This window comes from Pseudomonas sp. M5 (genome assembly GCF_016907075.1).
GTDB lineage: Bacteria > Pseudomonadota > Gammaproteobacteria > Pseudomonadales > Pseudomonadaceae > Aquipseudomonas > Aquipseudomonas putida_E.
The window spans coordinates 1,133,155-1,150,896 of record NZ_JAFBBH010000001.1 but is presented as its reverse complement, the minus strand read 5'-3'; the positions used below and the strand labels follow the sequence as shown (position 1 = coordinate 1,150,896).

At 60.3% G+C, this 17,742-nt stretch carries 14 protein-coding genes and 1 pseudogene; 12 read left to right on the top strand and 3 right to left on the bottom strand.

What is annotated here, in order from left to right:
• Positions 1-9: 9 nt before the first annotated feature.
• The 6 genes from JOE27_RS05390 (at position 10) to JOE27_RS05365 (ending at position 6,054) form a co-directional block, all read left to right on the top strand.
• On the top strand, positions 10-1,128 hold the full coding sequence (locus JOE27_RS05390; protein ID WP_115274612.1) for a glycosyltransferase family 61 protein: 1,119 nt from the start codon (positions 10-12) through the stop codon (positions 1,126-1,128).
• A 339-nt stretch (positions 1,129-1,467) separates the two neighbouring features.
• On the top strand, positions 1,468-1,644 hold the full coding sequence (locus JOE27_RS05385) for a hypothetical protein (protein WP_168216558.1): 177 nt from the start codon (positions 1,468-1,470) through the stop codon (positions 1,642-1,644).
• A 303-nt stretch (positions 1,645-1,947) separates the two neighbouring features.
• On the top strand, positions 1,948-2,505 hold the full coding sequence (locus tag JOE27_RS05380; protein WP_125923708.1) for a polysaccharide biosynthesis/export family protein: 558 nt from the start codon (positions 1,948-1,950) through the stop codon (positions 2,503-2,505).
• A 25-nt stretch (positions 2,506-2,530) separates the two neighbouring features.
• A complete protein-coding gene (locus tag JOE27_RS05375) occupies positions 2,531-3,646 on the top strand; it encodes a hypothetical protein (RefSeq protein WP_115274613.1) in 1,116 nt (371 codons plus the stop codon).
• A 20-nt stretch (positions 3,647-3,666) separates the two neighbouring features.
• Entirely contained in the window at positions 3,667-5,235 is a 1,569-nt protein-coding gene (locus JOE27_RS05370; protein ID WP_115274614.1) for a Wzz/FepE/Etk N-terminal domain-containing protein, read from the top strand.
• Positions 5,236-5,247: 12 nt separating this feature from the next.
• Entirely contained in the window at positions 5,248-6,054 is an 807-nt protein-coding gene (locus JOE27_RS05365; protein ID WP_046785988.1) for a CpsD/CapB family tyrosine-protein kinase, read from the top strand.
• A gap of 66 nt (positions 6,055-6,120) precedes the next feature.
• On the opposite strand, the gene galE is transcribed toward JOE27_RS05365, so the two are convergent.
• From galE to JOE27_RS05350, 3 genes are all read right to left on the bottom strand, one after another.
• Positions 6,121-7,083, bottom strand: a complete 963-nt coding sequence (gene galE / locus JOE27_RS05360; protein WP_119687156.1) for a UDP-glucose 4-epimerase GalE — start codon at positions 7,081-7,083, stop codon at positions 6,121-6,123.
• A gap of 75 nt (positions 7,084-7,158) precedes the next feature.
• Entirely contained in the window at positions 7,159-9,759 is a 2,601-nt protein-coding gene (locus JOE27_RS05355; RefSeq protein ID WP_204918135.1) for a glycosyl hydrolase family 5, read from the bottom strand.
• Between the two features lie 4 nt (positions 9,760-9,763).
• Positions 9,764-11,290 (bottom strand): O-antigen ligase family protein, encoded by a 1,527-nt coding sequence (locus JOE27_RS05350; RefSeq protein WP_204918133.1) that lies wholly within the window; start codon positions 11,288-11,290, stop codon positions 9,764-9,766.
• A gap of 94 nt (positions 11,291-11,384) precedes the next feature.
• Between JOE27_RS05350 and JOE27_RS05345 the strand changes: the two genes are divergently transcribed.
• The 6 genes and pseudogenes from JOE27_RS05345 to JOE27_RS05320 all read left to right on the top strand — a co-directional run bounded on the left by JOE27_RS05345 (position 11,385) and on the right by JOE27_RS05320 (position 17,736).
• Complete coding sequence (locus JOE27_RS05345; protein ID WP_115274618.1) at positions 11,385-12,761, top strand: oligosaccharide flippase family protein; 1,377 nt, start codon at positions 11,385-11,387, stop codon at positions 12,759-12,761.
• A gap of 259 nt (positions 12,762-13,020) precedes the next feature.
• A pseudogene (locus JOE27_RS05340) lies at positions 13,021-14,478 on the top strand (GMC family oxidoreductase); the annotation flags it as partial.
• 122 nt (positions 14,479-14,600) lie between these two features.
• Positions 14,601-15,218, top strand: coding sequence for an acyltransferase (locus tag JOE27_RS05335; protein ID WP_046785994.1), 618 nt, complete (start codon positions 14,601-14,603; stop codon positions 15,216-15,218).
• On the top strand, positions 15,211-16,167 hold the full coding sequence (locus JOE27_RS05330; RefSeq protein ID WP_046785995.1) for a glycosyltransferase family 2 protein: 957 nt from the start codon (positions 15,211-15,213) through the stop codon (positions 16,165-16,167). Before JOE27_RS05335 ends, JOE27_RS05330 begins: the two co-directional genes overlap by 8 nt.
• 8 nt (positions 16,168-16,175) lie before the next feature.
• Entirely contained in the window at positions 16,176-16,700 is a 525-nt protein-coding gene (locus tag JOE27_RS05325; protein WP_115274619.1) for a serine acetyltransferase, read from the top strand.
• A gap of 58 nt (positions 16,701-16,758) precedes the next feature.
• The gene (locus JOE27_RS05320; RefSeq protein ID WP_115274620.1) at positions 16,759-17,736 is read left to right on the top strand and encodes a glycosyltransferase; all 978 of its coding nucleotides are present in this window, start codon (positions 16,759-16,761) and stop codon (positions 17,734-17,736) included.
• Positions 17,737-17,742 lie beyond the last annotated feature (6 nt).

The window sequence follows — 17,742 nt, the reverse complement described above, 5'->3', positions numbered from 1 at the left end:
GGGCTTGCCATGGGTAGTAATATTTCTGAGTTCAATTCAACGCTGATTACCAGCGAAACTGTCTGGACACTGGCCGCCTACAAACACATGGCCAGAAAGCGGCTTGCCCGTAAAGCCGATATCGACATAAAAAGTCGGGCGGTTAAAACCTGGGACATCGCGCCCGGCGAAACCACCGTCTCTCCACCGGCGTATTTCTTGCCCAACCAGCTGGAACGCGTGACCGGTTGGGAGGCCAAGCGTTTTTTCCCCCATGTTCACCCCGCGCTCACCATGGAAGGCGGTATCCGTGCGCAGCAAGGCCCGACGCGCGGCTACCTGCTAAAGGATGTCTGGCTGATTGACGGGGCGTTATACAAAGACGACGCCAGCCATTGGCTGTCGTTGAAGCCCAGCACTTTCCCGCGGGTAACGGTGGACTACGAGATAGAGCGGGGTGCTGTGTATTGCACGCAAAACGGCAACACTTGGTTTGGTACCTGGTTGATGGAAGATTGCCCGACCTACGCACTGGCCTGCAACGAGGGCATCCCTGTTACCACGGCACCATCGGCCAGGTTTCCATTGTTTACCCAGGCCCCCGGCTATGAGGCGTGGCTGGACATGCAACCCTTGCGCTTGCGCAGCGCATTTTTCAAGGAGCTGGTGCTGTTCGACGACGTGAGCAACAACCGCAGCCGGCATCAGCGCTACCGTGCCATGGGCGACAAGTTGCTGTCGCATGTGGACCCTGTAACGCACCCTGGCGTGTTCATTCTGCGCGGCTGTGAAGGCCAATTGCGCTTGATGCGCAACGAACTTGAGGTCGCCGAACACTTGCGCAAGTACCGTGGCTTTCGCGTGATCGACCCACTCAGGTGCGATGTGCCGACCATCGTCGCGGCATGCGCGGGGGCCAGGACGGTGATTGGCGTGGAAGGCAGCCAGCTGGTTCACGGCGTCAATGTGCTGCGTTCAGGCGGCTCGCTGCTGGCGCTGCAGCCGCCTAACCGCTTCGTCAGCTACTACAAGTACCTGACGGACCGTGACCATCAGCATTTTGGCTTCGTCGTCGGCACGCCGCAGGGTGATGGCTTCACGATCGATATTGATGAGGTCGAACGTACCCTCGATCTTTTTCCGTCATAAGCGTGACGCTAAGCGCAATGATTCTCAATGTTTCTCGCCTATGAAACACATCGTTCAAGTCGTGCCCCGGTTCGACTACCCGCATGCTGGCCAGGGTGGGGCGCTGATGACAGTTTATTTTTTATGGCATATCAATGAGTTGCTAGAAGCACGAGCGGGTGAAAAGTGCCTGCATCTTCTGCATGTCGATAATTTGACGAGTCGAGGGGCAGTCGATTGAGATTTATTATGGTGTCGGAACGTTGACGTAATGGCATCGTGCCCATAAGCTCCAATCAACAGCGATTCATTCCTCCGCCAAAAACCCATAATAAATTTTCCTCTTCGTAGGAGGGGACCATGCGCTCAACACTGTTCATCAAATCCATCTTTCTGTTGGTGTTATTGAGTGGTGCGGCACGGGCGGCTGATTCTTATATGAGCCAGGCAAATATTGTTCCCTTGGCAACGGCAGGCTGGGTGTTTGCGTTTGCGGTGATCGGCTTTGTCGCAGTTGCCAACAGAAAGAAAATTTGAGGACGCTGTTGTTACCATTACGATCAACTTAACCGTACTGCCAGTGAATTGACGCTAAATAATGGATGTTTGCGTCGAAGACGGGATTAGCCGCTTGTCAATTTTACAGCTGTTGCTATATTCCAGTAGCTGACGCCCCAGACGCAAATTGGCAGTGGCAGGCGAAGCGGCATTGCGGTAAAGGGCCTCCTGGATGCTTGAGGCCGTCGCAGCGCTGTAACGGCTGCGAAGTGGAGCGAGAGGTTTAGTGTCGTTCTCATTCAGTGCTCTTGAACCTGGGCCGCAAGGCCGGAGGGATCCCTCATGGCGCGTTTGCTGATTTGCATCTTTTGCGTATTCGTGACTTGGTCCGGCACCAGCGTGGCCGATCAAGGCAACCCGGCGTACCTGCTCAGCCCCGGTGACAGGGTGCTGATTTCGGTCTGGCAAGAGGACACCCTTCGCCAGGAAACCGTCGTACTACCCGATGGCAGCATCACCTTCCCCCTGGCAGGCCGAATCGATGTGGCTGGGCTGGACGTCACAGCGGTTGCCGACAAGGTCACTGCCGGCCTCAAACCCTACCTGGCAGATCCTAATGTAAGCGTCGTTGTCACGGGTACGGCGGGCAACCTTGTGTATGTGCAAGGCAAGGTCATCAAGCCAGGCCCGGTGCCCATGGCAGGCCCTACGGCGGTGCTTCAGGCGCTGAGCATGTCGGGTGGAATGGACAAATTCGCCGACGAAAGTGCCATCAAGGTCATCCGCGGCAGCGGCCCTTCACAAAAGGTATTGCCGGTGCGCTACAAGGATCTGGTTTCCGGGCGCGACATGTCCACCAACTTCCAACTTCAGGCTGGCGATACGCTGGTCGTACCTTGACCCTACCAATATATAAGAATCTCTAGTGCCTATTTTCCGACCAACGAATATTGCGACGGCAATCATGATGTTGCCGTTGTCCGGGGTGGTTCACGCCGCCATTTGGCAGTCTTCAGTCGTGGTGCCCACGTCTGTCGAGTACGACAGCAACCCATTGCTCCTGACGTCCGAGGAGAAAGGTGTGACGCGTACCATCATTGCGCCCGACTACAGCCTGATCGGTCAGTTCGACCGCGACCAGTTGCGCCTGGGCCTGGGTGTCAACGTGCTGCGCTCATCCGACCGGTCGATCGTCGATGACCGTGAAGACCCCAAAGTGAGCCTGGGGTGGCAGCGCGAGACCGAGACCGGTGGCTTTGGTTTGCTGGCGCGCTATGAGGAGAGTTCCACACTGTCCGGTGCTGTGCAGGACACCGGCGTGGTCACCACCGACGGCACGCAGGAGATGTCCACGCTCGAGGCCAACTGGAGCAGCGCGGTGACCGAGCGCAGCACGCTGGCCAACGTCCTTACCTATTCGCATGCCCGTTATGACATCAGTTCGCTGACCGGTTACGACGAGCTGTACAACACATCGACATGGACCTACGCCTGGAGCGAGCGCACCGACATCATCACCGGTTTCGACGCCAGGCGTTATGAACCGCAGGACGATACCACCGCGGTGTCCTCCAACAGCTACAGCCCGAATATCGGTGTCAGGCACCGGTTTTCCGAACGGTTTGAAGGCGAGATGCATATCGGCGTGAACAAGACCACGGGTTCTGGCGGCGGGCGCCGCGGTGAAGGTGGCATGTCGCTGTTCTACCGAGGCGATCGTGCCGATGCCACCTTCAGCGCTGAGCGCAGCACCGTTGCCAACGCCGAGGGCGGCTTTGCCGAACTCGATATGGTACGCGGCAGTTGGAGCTACCTGGTCACCGAGGTCGACCGCGTGGGCGTCGATGCGTCCTGGCAGGACAGCAAAGGGGTCTCGCCAAACACGTTACAAACGTATGGCATCTGGGCAAGCCGCGCATTTTCACCGGCCTGGGACCTGCGTTTCTCGTTGATGTACAAGCAGCGCCAGCAAGACGGCTTGCCCGATGCTGACGCGACCATTGCCGGATTGACGCTGACGTACAGATATCCCGACATCTGACTCTCGCACGGGTGGCCACCATGAAAACGGACTACGAGCTTTCCCTTAAAGATTACATCGCCATCATCAAGGACCGCGCCTTGTTGCTGGGGGTGAGCATCGTGGTCGTGATTGCGGCAACCGTCGGGGTCGCCGTCTCGGTGCCGCCCCTTTATCAGTCGACCGGCACCATCCTGGTGGAGTCGCAACAGATTTCGCCAGAGCTGGTCTCGGCCAACAACAACAGTTTTGCCGATGAGCGCATCGAGGTCATTCGTCAGCGCGTCATGACCCGCGAGAACCTGCTGAAGATCATCGACAAGTACAACCTGTTCGCCGACAAGGGCAGGCGGTTCAGTGAGACCGACAAGATCGAGCAGATGCGCAGTGCAATCGTCGTGGCCACGCTCAGTACCTACGTCAAAGGGCGTGGCGAGGCGACGGTCGCGTTCACGGTTTCCTATGAGGACAAGCGCGCTGAAGTTGCCAAGGAAGTGGCCGACGAACTGGTGACGCTGTTTCTCAACGAAAACATGAAACAGCGCACCGAGCGCGCAACCGAGACCACCGAATTCCTTACCCAGGAGGCGAACAAGCTGGGCGCCGAGCTGGCTGCGCTCGAGAACAAGCTGGCGGATTTCAAGCAGGCGCACGCCAATGCCTTGCCTGAGAACCAGCAGTTGCGCATGAGCATGTTGTCGCGTTCGGAGTTGGAGTTCCGCGAGGTCGATCGCGACTACAAGGCCGCCCAGGAAGAGCTGCGTTACCTCGAACTGGAGCTGGCGGCCGCCAATGCGGGGGTGCCCGCGCAGGCGGCTGGCGGCAGGCCTGCCTCGGCGGACCAACCACAGGACCTGGCCAGCCTCAAGGCCGAGTATGCCCGGCTGTTGACCAAATACACCCCGGCGCACCCCGATGTGGTGGCCGTCAAGCGCAAGATCGACTTGCTCAAGGCCTCGGGCGAGAAGGGCATCGCCGCTGCGGCGGCCATGAACCTCGATGCGGCCAGGGTACGTACCAAAATGGCGGCTACGCAGTCGCGCATCGCATCGCTTGCTGAACAGAAACGTCAGCTGACGGCCAAAATGGAAGGCTATGAGGCCGATATCCTCGAAGCTCCGCAAGTGGAGCGCGGCCTGGTAACACTGATGCGTGACCATGACAACGCACGCAAGAAGTATGAAGAAATCCGCGACAAGGAAATGGGCGCGAAGATCACCGAAAGTCTGGAGCAGGAAAACAAGGCTGAGCGCTTCGTGTTGCTGGAGCCGCCTTTGATGCCGGAAAAACCGGTCAAGCCCAACCGCAAGAAAATTGTCGCCCTTGGCCTGGTGTTGGCGCCGGCAGTGGGCGGCGCGCTGGTGATGCTGCTGGAAATGCTGAACCAGCGTATACGGGGTGTCGGTGCGCTGGAAAGCGTGCTGGGCAAGCGGGTGCTGGTGGCCGTGCCGTACATTTCCACGCAGGCCGATGTGGCCAGGCGCCGCAAGTGGCGGGTGCTGCTGGTCATCGGCGGGTTGTTGCTGGTTGCTATGCTGATGGTGGTCGTCCATGTGTTCTACATGCCACTGGACCTCTTGCTGTTTAAAGCTATGGCTCGGTTTGAATAGGGAAGCGCAGCGATGGACAGAATTACGCCGGCTATCGGAAAGAACATTCATCAGGTTTCTCCCACTCCCGCTGAAACGCCAAAGGCGGCGCCTGTGTCGGAGCAGCCCGAAGCCTTGGGGCAATTCGATTACGTGCAGACCAAGGTGGTGCCGCTGCGTGCGGAGCATTTGGAACGCAACCGGATCGTCTCCTACAACAAGAACTCGAACATGAGCGGGGCCATCGACCTGCTGCGCACGCAAGTGCTGCAGGCCATGGAAGAAAACGGCTGGCGGACTTTGGCGATCACCTCGCCGACACCCGAGGCGGGCAAGACAGTGCTGGCGGTCAACCTGGCCATGAGCATCGCCCACCACACCACCAAGACCGCGCTGCTGGTCGACTTCGACCTGCGTCGTCCAAGGGTTGGCAGCAGCCTTGGCCTGCCCATGGACAAAGCGCTGAACGAGCTGCTCAAAGGCGAGGCCTGGCTGGAAGAGGTACTGGTCAACCCGACCTTGCCGCGGTTCGTGGTGCTGCCCACGCGTGAACCGATACCGATGTCTACCGAGATGTTGTCATCGCCCAAGGTCAACAGCCTGATCAGCGACCTGCGCGACCGCTACGACTCGCGTATCTGCATTTTCGATCTGCCACCGCTGTTGAGTTCCGACGATGCATTGACCGTCTTGCCGAAGTTCGACTGTGTGCTGCTGGTAGTTGCCAACGGGGTGAACAGCAAGAAGGATATCGAAGACTGCCTGCATCATCTGGCGACGGCGAATTTGATCGGGGCGGTATTGAACAAGGCGGATGAGCAACCGCGGCCTTACTACTGAGCCTTTGATTGCTGATGCAAGGAGCTGGCTAGCCATGCTTGCTCCTTGCTTGCTATTGCGCTCACGTCATTGCCAGGGGTACTGAAGCTCCCAGTCCCAGGCGTGCCGCACAATCTGCTCCAGTGAATCGAACCGTGGCTGCCATCCCAGCACCCCCCTGGCCCGGGCAGCATCGGCAACCAGCCTGGCCGGGTCGCCATCGCGGCGCGTTGCCTCGACCACGTTGATCTGCCGCCCGGTCACGACCCGGGCGGTATCGATCACTTCCTGCACCGAAAACCCAAGGCCATTGCCCAGGTTGAACGCCGTACTTGCGCCGCCGGCCAACAGGTAGTCCACCGCCAGCGCGTGTGCCGACGCCAGGTCGGCCACATGCACATAATCACGGATACAGCTGCCGTCGGGTGTGTCGTAATCATGGCCGAACACGGTGATCGCCTCGCGCCGACCAGAGGCCGCCTGCAGGATCAACGGGATCAGGTGGGTTTCCGGTTCGTGGCATTCACCCAGCGAACCTTCCGGGTCGGCGCCCGCGGCATTGAAGTAACGCAGGCACACCGACCGCAATCCGTAGGCACGGTCGAAGTCCTGGAGGATCTGCTCCACCATCCACTTGCTGCGCCCGTAGGGATTGATCGGCGCCTTGGGGTGCTGCTCATCGATGGGGATGTACTGTGGGTCGCCGTAAACGGCTGCTGTAGAGGAGAAGACCAAGTGCCTGATCCCGGCTCGCACCATTGCATCGAGCAGGGTCAGCGTGGCGGCGACGTTGTTCTGGTAGTACTTGCACGGGTCGGTGACCGATTCTGCCACCTGGATGAACGAGGCAAAATGGAAAACGGCGTCGAAGTGGCAGTCGTCGAACAGCGCATCTAGCGCGAGCGCATCAGCGATATCCAGCTCGACCCATTCGATATCAGGGCCGGTGGCCACGGTATCCGCTACCACCACTTCGTGCCCTGCGGCCAACAGGTGCTTGACCATGTGTGAGCCGATATAGCCTGAACCCCCGACAACCAAGTACTTCATCCAATCCTCCTGGAACAGAAGCAGCGTCGAATGCCTGGAATACAGGTCTGAATTGACTCTAGATGGCGATATGCCCTATTTCAAGAAAAGCCAGTTGGTCATGCTGCGCCCGTCGAAACGGATGATGTAGCGCCCCTCTTGGTAGGACGACGCCAGCACCTGCTCCTGCCCATCGGCCGTGCGGCCGTAGAGTTTCAAGCCTGCTGGCGCCTTGACGCTCAGGGTGCCTTCGAGCGGCTCGACGTGAAACGGAGTCATGTCGTCGGGGCGGGGCACAGCACGGGTACCCAGTGAAATCAGCAGGCTGCGCGATTGGTTGAGCGGCTTGGTATCCAGGCTTTGTACCACCACGCTGGCATACGCGGTTTTCAGCTGCAGCTGGATGTCGCCAAGGTCCATTGCCTGGCCACCCAGCCAGCCGGTCGCGGCCTGGGTCGAGGGCGTGTCAATGGTGTAGACGCCCTGTTGCCAGTTGCGCCGCAGTTGCCCGGTATCGGTGACCGACTCGCTGGCGTTGGCATCGAGCAGTGAGTGGTCTGGGTCACGCAGCACCTGCGCATCGGCCGGGATGGCGCTGGCCTGTAGCCACGGCAATTGCGCTGTCTGGGGCATGGCGATCTGCAGTTGGCCCTTTTCCATGGCGGTGCGCAGCAGCACCGAGGTATTGGGTGTGATCGGCCTGTTGAACAAGGTGTCTGGAGTGGGTGCGAAGACGTAACGGGTTTTTGCCAGCTGCACGTCCTCGCGGCGATAGAGCAGGGCGGCGGCAGGCAGGGTGGCCATCAGCGCCGGGTCGTTGTAGGCATTCCAGTTGTCTGCGCGGCGCCACTGGCTGAAGAAGCCCTGCTGGCTGTAAGCGTATTGCATGATTGCGTCCCAGCCCTGGTGGCTGGCCGTCGCTGCCACGTACAGCGGCAATGAGTGGCGGTCAGGCAGCGGGAAGGGTTCGGCGTTCCACTCGGTGACCGTCATCGGCAGCCCCACCACCTGAGCGGCGCCGAGCCAGTCGATCATGCCGCCGCTGGTCAACGGGTTCTTCTCCAGCTGCCCGATGCCGCCATAGCTGTGGGCATCGATGACGTCACCCGTGGTCAGCGACGGCAGCGAGGACAAGCCGTTACCGCCCCAGGTGCTGGTGGTGGAGATGGGTACCTTGACCCCGATGTTGCGCAGGTCCTTGATCATGTCAGCGAAAACGCGGTGCTCCAGGTCGTTGAGGAACAGCTTGGAGGGGCCGTGCTCCCAGGCACGCCAGGTCTTGTCCGCCGGCAGGTCCTGGCGGGCGGCGAAAGCCTTGGCTTCGTCCATGTATAGCCGGCTGTGGCGGGGCACACCCTTGTCCGGCAATAGCGCGTTGCCAAAGTGCTGGGTGATGTCGTTTTCGTTGGTGAGCAAAATGGCCGCGATTGCCGGGTCGTCCTTGTAGGCAAGCCCCGTATAGCGGTTGATGTGGGTCATGTAGCGTTCAGTGAAGCGCTTCATGGCCTGGGCAATGGTGACATTGACGTAGGCATAGCCCTTTACAGCGGCAACGCCTTGCTCTTTGGGCAGTTCATCGAAGGCGTAAATGTTGTCGTTGGCGGTCAGGATGCGTGACACGTTCATGTCGAGCCAGACATACACGCCTTCGTCCTTGAGGCATTTGATCCACCAGTCGATCTTCCTTAGCGCTTCGGCGTCGAGTTGCTCGGTGTTCTTGAGCTGGGTGAGATCGCCGAAGATGTTCGGGCTCACCCACGGGGAGTCGTGGTGGTGCAGCCTTACCAGGTTGAAGCCCAGTGCCGATAGACGCTTGGCCTGCGCTTTGATTTCCTCGTCAGGCGTTTTGAACAGCGCATAAGCCGACAGGTTGGTGCCCCAGAAGCGCGCCGGGGTGTTGTCGGCAAACACCAGTTGTTCACCGGATGCTTTGACGAAACCACGTTTGCCGGCTGGTATTTCCCCCGCGTTGAGGAACGACAGGTCCACAGGTGACGTGCGCCAGTCCAACTGGTCATCCGGCCATTGCGTGGGGTCGGCCAGGCCGAAGCGTTCGCTGGGCGTGGGCCCTATGGCGATATCCCCGGCAACGGTCAGCACCGCCTTGATCTGTTGGCGGCCAGGCAGAATCGGGTCGGTGTAGAAGAAGGTTCGCACCTGGCTGGTATCGCCCCGCTCGAAATAGACCTTGGCCAACGGGGGATCGAAGCGCATTTGCACACGTGGCCCGCCGCTGTTCTTGCCCCAAGCCCAACCGCGGTTGCCGGGCAACAGCACCGGGTCGCCCATTTCCCCGGCGATCAGCGCCGGGTCGAAGCGCCAGACGATGCCGCCGCCCATCACATCGGCCTGCTTGCTCTGTGCCTGCAGGTCGAAGTGCCAGGTCAGGGTTTGCCCCTGGTCCTTCTGGATATCGGCTTTCAGGTCGAAATCAAGGTCCTTGTTTCGCCCCGTCAAGGTGTAGCGGTAAGGCCCCTGAACCTTGAGTGTCGGGTAGAAGCCCGTCCAGCTCCAGTCTTCACCCCAGAAGTCGAAGCTTGAGGCAAAGGCAGGGCCGCCGCCGCGCGTCAGGTTGGGCAGGCCGTTCTGTTCGTCGACGCTGACGACCCACTCCGAGGCCATGCCGGCCAGCGGCAGCATCAGCAGGCCAACCAGTGCCGTTGCCCGGGTCAAGGGGCAGAATGAAGTGTCGGTCATTGAACTACCTCGGTTGCAGGCTGGCGTTGGCAGGGTGTTCGGCATCGGCGAAAGCGAGCCTGCGGACCATCTGGATGTAGGCGATGCCGAGCCCGGCAATCGACCAGTACACCACCGGGATTACCGTGATGCTGCTTACCGTGAAAATGGTCACCAGGATGCCCAGCAAGGTCGCCAACAGCACCCTGCCGAGCTGGCGGTAAGGGTCACTCTTGTCGGGGAAGGTACGCATGCTCTTGTTGATGCCCATCAGGACGCAGGCGAAGAACCCCACGAACAGCGCCAGCCCTACCAGGCCGATCCTAAGCGCCAGGCCGATGTAGGTGTTGACGATGTCGATGATGCCCTCGCCCTGGATCATCGATTGCATTTCCGGCGTGTTGCGGAAATCGAACGATCCGAACAACGGGTAGCGCTGAATGACGATCCACGAATTGTCGAGCAGACGCTCGCGGTAGGTTATGTTCTCATTGTCCACGCTGCCGATGAACGGCAGCAGGTCGAGGATCTTTTCGCCGCCGGGCACGATGGTCAGCAGCGGAATGCTCAGCACCCCTGCCAGTGCGAGCAGGGACAGGCGCGTGACTGCACGCTTGCCCATGGCGATGAACACGACAATCATCACCACCGCGCCCACCCAGGGGCCCCGTGACAGTGGCGCAAACAGGCCGGCGGCCAGCAGCAAGGCCCCAAGGGTGCGCTGCAGCTGGCTGCGCACGAAGCCCTGCACGAACAGGAACAGACCAATCGCAACCGTGATCACATAGCCCAGGGCAATGGCCTGGCCGGCGGTGACGCTGGCGCGCAACGAACCGCCCCGGCTCAGGTAGCCTTTCATGCTCCACTCCACACCCAGGGCGTCGAGCAACGCGTTGTACAGCAGCCAGTGGCGCGCGTACTCAGCGACGGCCAGCAGCGACAAGACCAAAGCGGCAATGACGAAGGCCAGCATCGCGTCCTTGAAGTCGCTCAGCTCCCTCAACCCGCGGCTGGCGACGTAGTAGGGCAAGAACACGTCGACATACAAGTACACCGCCTGGCGCAGGGTATCGGTAATCGTGGTCTCGCGCAGGTACAGCAGCCCCATCAGCAACAGGCTGGCGGCCAGCAGCTTGTCGGCCCACAGGCGGCCGAAACGCAGCGTATCGCTCTGCTTGCTCAGCACCAGTGCGGCGGGGAGCAGCACGCACAGGGTCAGGATGCGCTGATGGTTCAGCTCGATCAGGTAGTTGACCACGCCAAAGCCGGGCACCTCTTTCGACGCGGGCGGTATGACGAACAGCAACAGGAAGAACAGCGCCATGGGGTTGCGCTCGCGGCGCCTGGCCGTGAGCAGGATGACCGCGGCAACGGCGGTGTAGATCCAGTAGCTGTGGGCAAAAAAGGCCACCAGTGTCAACGCGAACCACAGGTTGCGGCGGCGCTTGAAATCGCTCTCGGCAATCAGGTCCTTTGCCGGGCTGCGTGCGAGAAAGAACACCACGCAAGCCAGGAACAAAATGACGATCAGCGCACGTAAATGTTCGGGCATGGGAGAGGTCACCTGTCCCTGGGTGGATGGGCACTAGCATCATGGCTAATTGAAACTATAGTGACTTCTAGCCATTCAGTCAGAGATTCAAGTCATGCCGTCGATTGATGTGCAAGCACCTGCCAGTCTGCGCAAGCGTGCCATGGGCGCAGGCGCATGGAACCTGGTCTCGCTGGTGGCCTCGCAGGTGCTGCGCTTGGGCGGCAACCTGATCATGGCGCGGATACTGCTGCCGGAAATGTTTGGGGTGATGGTCATTGCCACCACCGTTTCTGTGCTGCTGCACCTGCTGTCCGATGTCGGCCTGCGGCAGAACATCATCCAGAGCCACCGCGGCGACGACCCATTGTTCCTCAACACCGCCTGGACGGTGCAGATCGTGCGCGGCTTTGTGCTGTTCGCGCTGACGCTGCTGCTGGCCCTCGGCGCCTGGTGGGCGCAACTGGCCGATCTGTGGCCGGCGCATTCCACTTATGCAGCGCCAGAGCTGCCGCTGGTGCTGGCGGTGACCGGCATTTCAGCGATCATCTGGGGTTTCCAGTCCACCAAGATAGACGTCGCGGTACGCGCCTTCCAGCAAAAGCGCGTGGTGCTGATAGAGCTCGCATCGCAGGTCGTCGGGCTGGTCACGATGCTGGTGATCGGCTATTTCACCCGGTCCATCTGGTCTCTGGTGGTCGCCGGCCTGGCCTCGGCGCTGGTTGGCACGTTACTGGGCCATTTCGCCTTGCATGGCCCGCACAACCGCCTGCAATGGGACCGCGCAGCGCTCACCGAACTGATCGTGTTCGGGCGCTGGATACTGCTGTCTTCGATGGTTGGGGTATTGGCCATGTATGGCGACCGCATCTGGTTCGGCGGCACGATGACGGTGGCGCAGCTTGGGGTGTATTCCATTGCCGTGCTGATTCTCGGGTCGATCCAGACCGGCTTGCTCAAACTGGTCGGGTCAGTGGCGCTTCCAGCTTTCAGCGAAGCGGCCAGGGCCGGTGACCAGGCGCGCCTGAAAAAACTCTACTTCCACTTCAGGCTGCTGGTCGATCTGGTCATGCTGTTCCTGTGTGGCGGTTTCCTGACTGCCAGCCCGCTGCTGATCGGCTGGATGTACGATGAGCGCTATGCCGACGCAGGCCCGATGCTGGCTATCCTGTCGCTGTCGTTCTTCACCTTGCGCTATACCTTGGCACATCAGTTGTGGATCGCTTTGGGCCATACCAAGTACCAGGCGATGGACAACATCATCCGGCTCGTCTCTTTGTGGGCACTGATACCGTTGTTGCTGGCCATTGGCGGAGTGAAATACGCCATATGGGGGGCCGCTCTGCATACCTTCCCGACGCTGGCACTGATCGTCTATGTCAATTCCAAGCTGAATATCTGGAGTATGAAGCGTGAACTTGTGGTGCTACCGATGATTGCGGTCGGCGCATTGTGTGGCTTCCTGATCACGCGTTTGTTCGACTGGCTCTGAAGCCTTCCCGGCAGGCTGCACATAACGATACCGGGCTAGATAAAATCAACGGCATAGGTCTTGTGATCATGGGGAAGCTACAGTTTCTTGATCGGCAATCGGGTCGCCGCGGCTTTCTTCGCCATGGCGTGTTGCTGGGTGTCGGCGTAGCTGTTTTCGGTATCGTCCCTGGCGCTGGGCGCAAACCGGCGGAAAAGGGCGGGTTCGTTGTGATCAACGGCTGGGTCTTGCCTTCGGAATACTTCAAGGACGGTCGAGCATGATCAAGGACTTCGAGGCTGAGAAAGCCCTGCGCGAAGCCTACGACGTGTGCATCATCGGTGCCGGCCCGGCCGGCATCACCCTGGCCCTGCAGCTGGCGCAGGCGGGGTGGAGCGTGGTGCTGCTCGAGGGGGGAGGGCGTGAGTATGAGCCGCGCTCGCAGGAACTCTACGCGTGCACCTCGACCGGCCTTGAGCTGTATGCCGAACAGACGCGCCTGCGTTACCTGGGCGGCACCTCCAATCATTGGGCAGGCCGTTGCCGCCCCTTCACTTCGTCCGATTTTGCCGTAGCGCCGCCTGTCGGCCTGCCAGGCTGGCCGATCGACTATGCGCAGATCGAGCGCTACCTGCCGGCGGCCATGGCGATCGTTGACCTGCCGCACGGGGCTGGCTTTAAAACCGTGAACACCGGCTTGAACGGTGGCGAATTCGATGCTGACTGTTTTCTGCTGAGCCCGCCAACACGGTTTGCGCAAAAGTACGCATCGGCGCTCAACGAGACGCCCGGGCTGGAGGTGTTCATCAACTGCAACTGTGTCGACCTCGAATTCGATCAGGCTTCAGGGCAATTGAAGGCAGCGGTGGTGTCCGATTACGACCAGCATCGCGAGCGTGTCGCGGCCAATCAGTTCGTCCTGGCGATGGGGGCGATCGAGAATGCCAGGCAATTGCTCAACAGCGCTTCGCTGGTGGGTGCTGGCGTGGTGAAAAAGGAGGGCCTGACCGGGCGTTGCCTGATGGAACACCTGAACATCGACTTGGGTACCTTCATACTCAAAGATGGCTTGGGCACCGAGCCGCGCCAGTATTACACCACTGATGCATTCGTCGCTGAGTACCATGCCGGCAAGGGCAATGTTTCCGCTACGGTGCTCTCCGATGTGCAGACCTACGGCAGAACGGCCGAGGTCAAATACTTTCTGGAAACCCTGGCGTGTCAGATGGGGCTGGCCAGCAAGATCGAGTTCGTCGCCAAGTTCAGTTGCCCCGGCGATGGCGTCATGACCACGATGATCGAACAGTTCCCGGATGCACAAAGCCGCATTTCGCTGCTCGACGAAACAGATGAGCTGGGCGTGGCCAAGGTCAATGTCAATTGGGTACTCAGTGCCACCGACAGGCATACCATCAAGTGCATCGGCGCTGAACTGGCCAAGCAATTCGCCCAGGCGGGGCTCGGCTTCGTCAAGCTCAACGATTTTGTCTATGACACCGAGTTGCCCCTGAAACTGTCGCCCCATGCCCATCACATGGGCACCACACGCATGGCGGCATCCCCCGAGTTCGGCGTGGTCGACGCCAACTGCAAGGTGTTCGGCAGTGAAAACCTCTATATAGCGGGCAGCAGCATTTTTGCCACAGGTGGCGCCTCGAACCCGACGATGCCGCTGTTGCAGTTCGCACTCAGATTGGCCGACCACCTCGATACGAAGATGAAGGCGGCCAGTGGGGCAGTTGTTCGAAGGGATGAGCAATGTGGGGAAAGGGTTGAGCGCGATACGGTCAGCATAAAGAAGAACGAGACCGGTTCGCCTCAGGGACAGTCCAGGACCGCTTGACGTGCGAGGGTAGCAGAATGATTGGATGGATACGCAATGCCATGACGCAGTATGTCTACTCAACAGGACGGGGAGGCTCGGCTTACAAGAAATTCTGCAACCCGACGCCCTTGGAGTGGGGTACCTACCTGGCACGGTGGGGCAAATTCCACTCGGTGGGCAGCAATGTCTATATCAACTGCGGCTGCAATGTCACCGACCCCACTCTGGTACGCATCGGTAGCAATGTGGGCCTGTCGGACTGCACCTTGATCGGACACGACGGTGTGGTTGCGCTGATCGAGATCTGTTACGGCAAGCACCTTGATTCGGTCGGCTACATTGACATCAAGGACAACTGTTTTGTCGGGCATGGTGCGATCGTCATGCCGCGCGTGACCATAGGGCCGAACGCTGTGGTCGCTGCAGGCGCTGTCGTCACCAAGGATGTTCCACCCGGCACGGTGGTCGGGGGCAACCCGGCCAAAGTCATCTGTACGACTGAAGAACTGATCAGCCGGGTCGAGGCGCGCTGCAATGCCTACCCCTGGATCGAGACGGTCAAGCAACGCAAAGGCGCTTACGACCCGACCGTGGAACCTGCGCTGGCACGCCAACGCAGCGAGTATTTCTTCGGAGACGGCAGCAATGGATAGCAAACCCGTCGACGTGATGGTCGTCAATTTCAATACCGCATCGTTGCTGCAGCCGATGTTCGATGCGCTGCGCCAGGCCGGGAGTGAACGGCTGGCCAGTTACCTGGTAGTGGACAACGCATCCGTCGATGATTCGGTGCAGCGCCTGGCCGAGGTCTGCCCGGAAGCTGTGCTGCTGAGCAACACGCATAATGTCGGCTTTGGCCGCGCCAACAACCAGTTGCTGGCGCACCTGCAGGGCAAGTACGCGCTGCTGCTCAACACCGACGCCTTCGTCGCTGCTGACAGCCTGCAAAAAACCGTCGATTACATGGACGCGCACCCGGACTGTGGCGTTCTGGGCGTGCGCCTGGTGGGGCGCGACGGTGACCTGCAACCCAGTTGCCGCTACTTCCCCACGCCCTTGAATGTGTTTGTCGCGCGTACCGGCCTGGGGCGCTTTTTCCCCGGGCTGAAGATGGTCGACGAGATGGCCTGGGACCATGCCTCGGTGCGTGAATGCGACTGGTTGCCGGGCTGCTTTTACCTGGTGCGCCGCGAGGTGCTCGATCAGGTGGGCCTGTTCGATCCGCGCTACTTTCTTTATTACGAGGAAGTCGACCATTGCAAGCGAGTGAAGGAGGCCGGTTGGAAGGTGGTGTTCTACCCGCACACCACCGTGGTGCACATTGGCGGGGAAAGCTCCAAGTCGGTCGCCGAACTGGAGGCCGCGAGCCGGCAGATCTCCAGCTACCAGATCGAGAGCGAGCTGCTGTACTTTCGCAAGCACCATGGCGTGCCGGGCTTGATCCTGCACATGCTGCTGGTGAGCCTGGGTGACCTGGTGCTGGCGCTCAAGGCATTGCTCAAGGGGCGAGGCTGGGGCGCGATCAAGGCCTGTTGGCTGCACACGCGCGCCACCTGGTCACTGTTGCTCAAGACCCAGTTTGCCAGCCAACCCACACGGTAGGTGAAGCCATGTTCCAGAACATACGCGCGGACTTGCGTGCACACGGTGGAGATTGGGGTGCCCAGGGCTTCTGGGTACTGCTGGTCTATCGTTTTGGCCGCTGGCGCTACGGCGTGCGGCCGGCACCTTTGCGTAAAGTGCTGTCGTTCGTCTACAAGGTGCTGTTCAAGTTCGTACAGATCATCACTGGCGTCGAGTTACCGTGTGAAGTGGTGATCGGTCGCAACTTCGTCATCGACCATTTCGGCGGCATCGTCATCAGCGGCTATGCGCGATTCGGTGATGACTGTCGGATTCGCAATGGTGTGGTGGTCGGCCTGAAGAATGTCAATGAACCGATTGCGCCCATCTTTGGCAACAACGTCGATATCGGCGCCGGGGCCAAGGTGCTGGGCAACATTCGCATCGGCAACAACGTGGCGATCGGCTCCAACGCTGTAGTGTTGATCGATGTGCCGGACAATTCACTGGCCGTTGGCGTGCCAGCGACCATCAAGGCCAGGAAACCCAGCGAAGCGATGGAGTTCACATGAGCCAGGCAATGGCTGACCGTACCCGGGGTGGTTTAATCAAGCGCAGCGAGTGAGGTCCATGGTGACAGGCATTGGCGTGGTGGTTATCGGCCGTAACGAAGGCCTTCGCCTGGAACGCTGCCTGGCGTCGCTGGCGGGGCGTGCGGACAAGGTGGTGTACGTGGACTCAGGCTCCACGGACGGCTCCGTGCAACGGGCATCGGCCTTGGGCGTCGAGGTGCTGACGTTGGACATGACCATACCTTTCACCGCCGCGCGTGCACGCAATGAGGGTTTTGCCTGCCTGCAAAATGCCCTGCCTGCAGTGCGCCATGTGCAGTTTGTCGATGGCGATTGCGAAGTGCATGCCGGCTGGCTCGTCACGGCGCAAGCCTTTCTCGACACCCACCCGCAGGTGGCGGTGGTGTGTGGGCGGCGCCGCGAGCGCTTTCCCCAGCACTCTGTCTACAACTGGCTGTGTGACCTGGAGTGGGATACCCCGCTGGGGGAAACCAAGGCCTGTGGCGGTGATGCGCTCATGCGTGTCGATGCCTTCGTGGCCGTCGCAGGTTATCGCTCTGCACTGATCGCCGGGGAAGAGCCCGAACTGTGCGTGCGGCTGAGGGCGGCCGGCTGGAAGGTCTGGCGCCTGGCTGCTGAGATGACCCTGCACGATGCCGCCATGACGCGCTTCGGCCAGTGGTGGCGGCGCAGCGTACGCGCAGGTTATGCCTATGCCGAGGGCGCCTCACTGCATGGCGCACCGCCGGAGCGGCATTGGCTGCGCGAGTCGCGCCGTGCCTGGGTTTGGGGCTTGGGCATTCCACTGCTGGTCGCGTTAGCAAGCATCTGGATGGGCCTGTGGGCACTGGTACTGCTGCTGGTCTACCCGCTGCAGATGCTGCGCCTGGCGCGCCGTGGCGGTAGGTCGGCGCGTGAAAACGCAGTACAGGCGGTATTTCTGGTGCTGGGCAAATTCCCGGAGATGCTGGGCCAGATGAGGTTTGTGCTGAACAGGTTCATGGCCGGTAACCCGGCGTTGATCGAGTACAAATGAGATGCC

Bases quoted from the DNA above. Each gene is read 5' to 3' on its own strand.
- JOE27_RS05390 (WP_115274612.1), top strand. From the start codon at position 10: ATGGGTAGTAATATTTCTGAGTTCAATTCAACGCTGATTACCAGCGAA.
- JOE27_RS05385 (WP_168216558.1), top strand. From the start codon at position 1,468: ATGCGCTCAACACTGTTCATCAAATCCATCTTTCTGTTGGTGTTATTG.
- JOE27_RS05380 (WP_125923708.1), top strand. From the start codon at position 1,948: ATGGCGCGTTTGCTGATTTGCATCTTTTGCGTATTCGTGACTTGGTCC.
- JOE27_RS05370 (WP_115274614.1), top strand. From the start codon at position 3,667: ATGAAAACGGACTACGAGCTTTCCCTTAAAGATTACATCGCCATCATC.
- JOE27_RS05365 (WP_046785988.1), top strand. From the start codon at position 5,248: ATGGACAGAATTACGCCGGCTATCGGAAAGAACATTCATCAGGTTTCT.
- galE (WP_119687156.1), bottom strand. From the start codon at position 7,083: ATGAAGTACTTGGTTGTCGGGGGTTCAGGCTATATCGGCTCACACATG.
- JOE27_RS05355 (WP_204918135.1), bottom strand. From the start codon at position 9,759: ATGACCGACACTTCATTCTGCCCCTTGACCCGGGCAACGGCACTGGTT.
- JOE27_RS05350 (WP_204918133.1), bottom strand. From the start codon at position 11,290: ATGCCCGAACATTTACGTGCGCTGATCGTCATTTTGTTCCTGGCTTGC.
- JOE27_RS05345 (WP_115274618.1), top strand. From the start codon at position 11,385: ATGCCGTCGATTGATGTGCAAGCACCTGCCAGTCTGCGCAAGCGTGCC.
- JOE27_RS05335 (WP_046785994.1), top strand. From the start codon at position 14,601: ATGATTGGATGGATACGCAATGCCATGACGCAGTATGTCTACTCAACA.
- JOE27_RS05330 (WP_046785995.1), top strand. From the start codon at position 15,211: ATGGATAGCAAACCCGTCGACGTGATGGTCGTCAATTTCAATACCGCA.
- JOE27_RS05325 (WP_115274619.1), top strand. From the start codon at position 16,176: ATGTTCCAGAACATACGCGCGGACTTGCGTGCACACGGTGGAGATTGG.
- JOE27_RS05320 (WP_115274620.1), top strand. From the start codon at position 16,759: ATGGTGACAGGCATTGGCGTGGTGGTTATCGGCCGTAACGAAGGCCTT.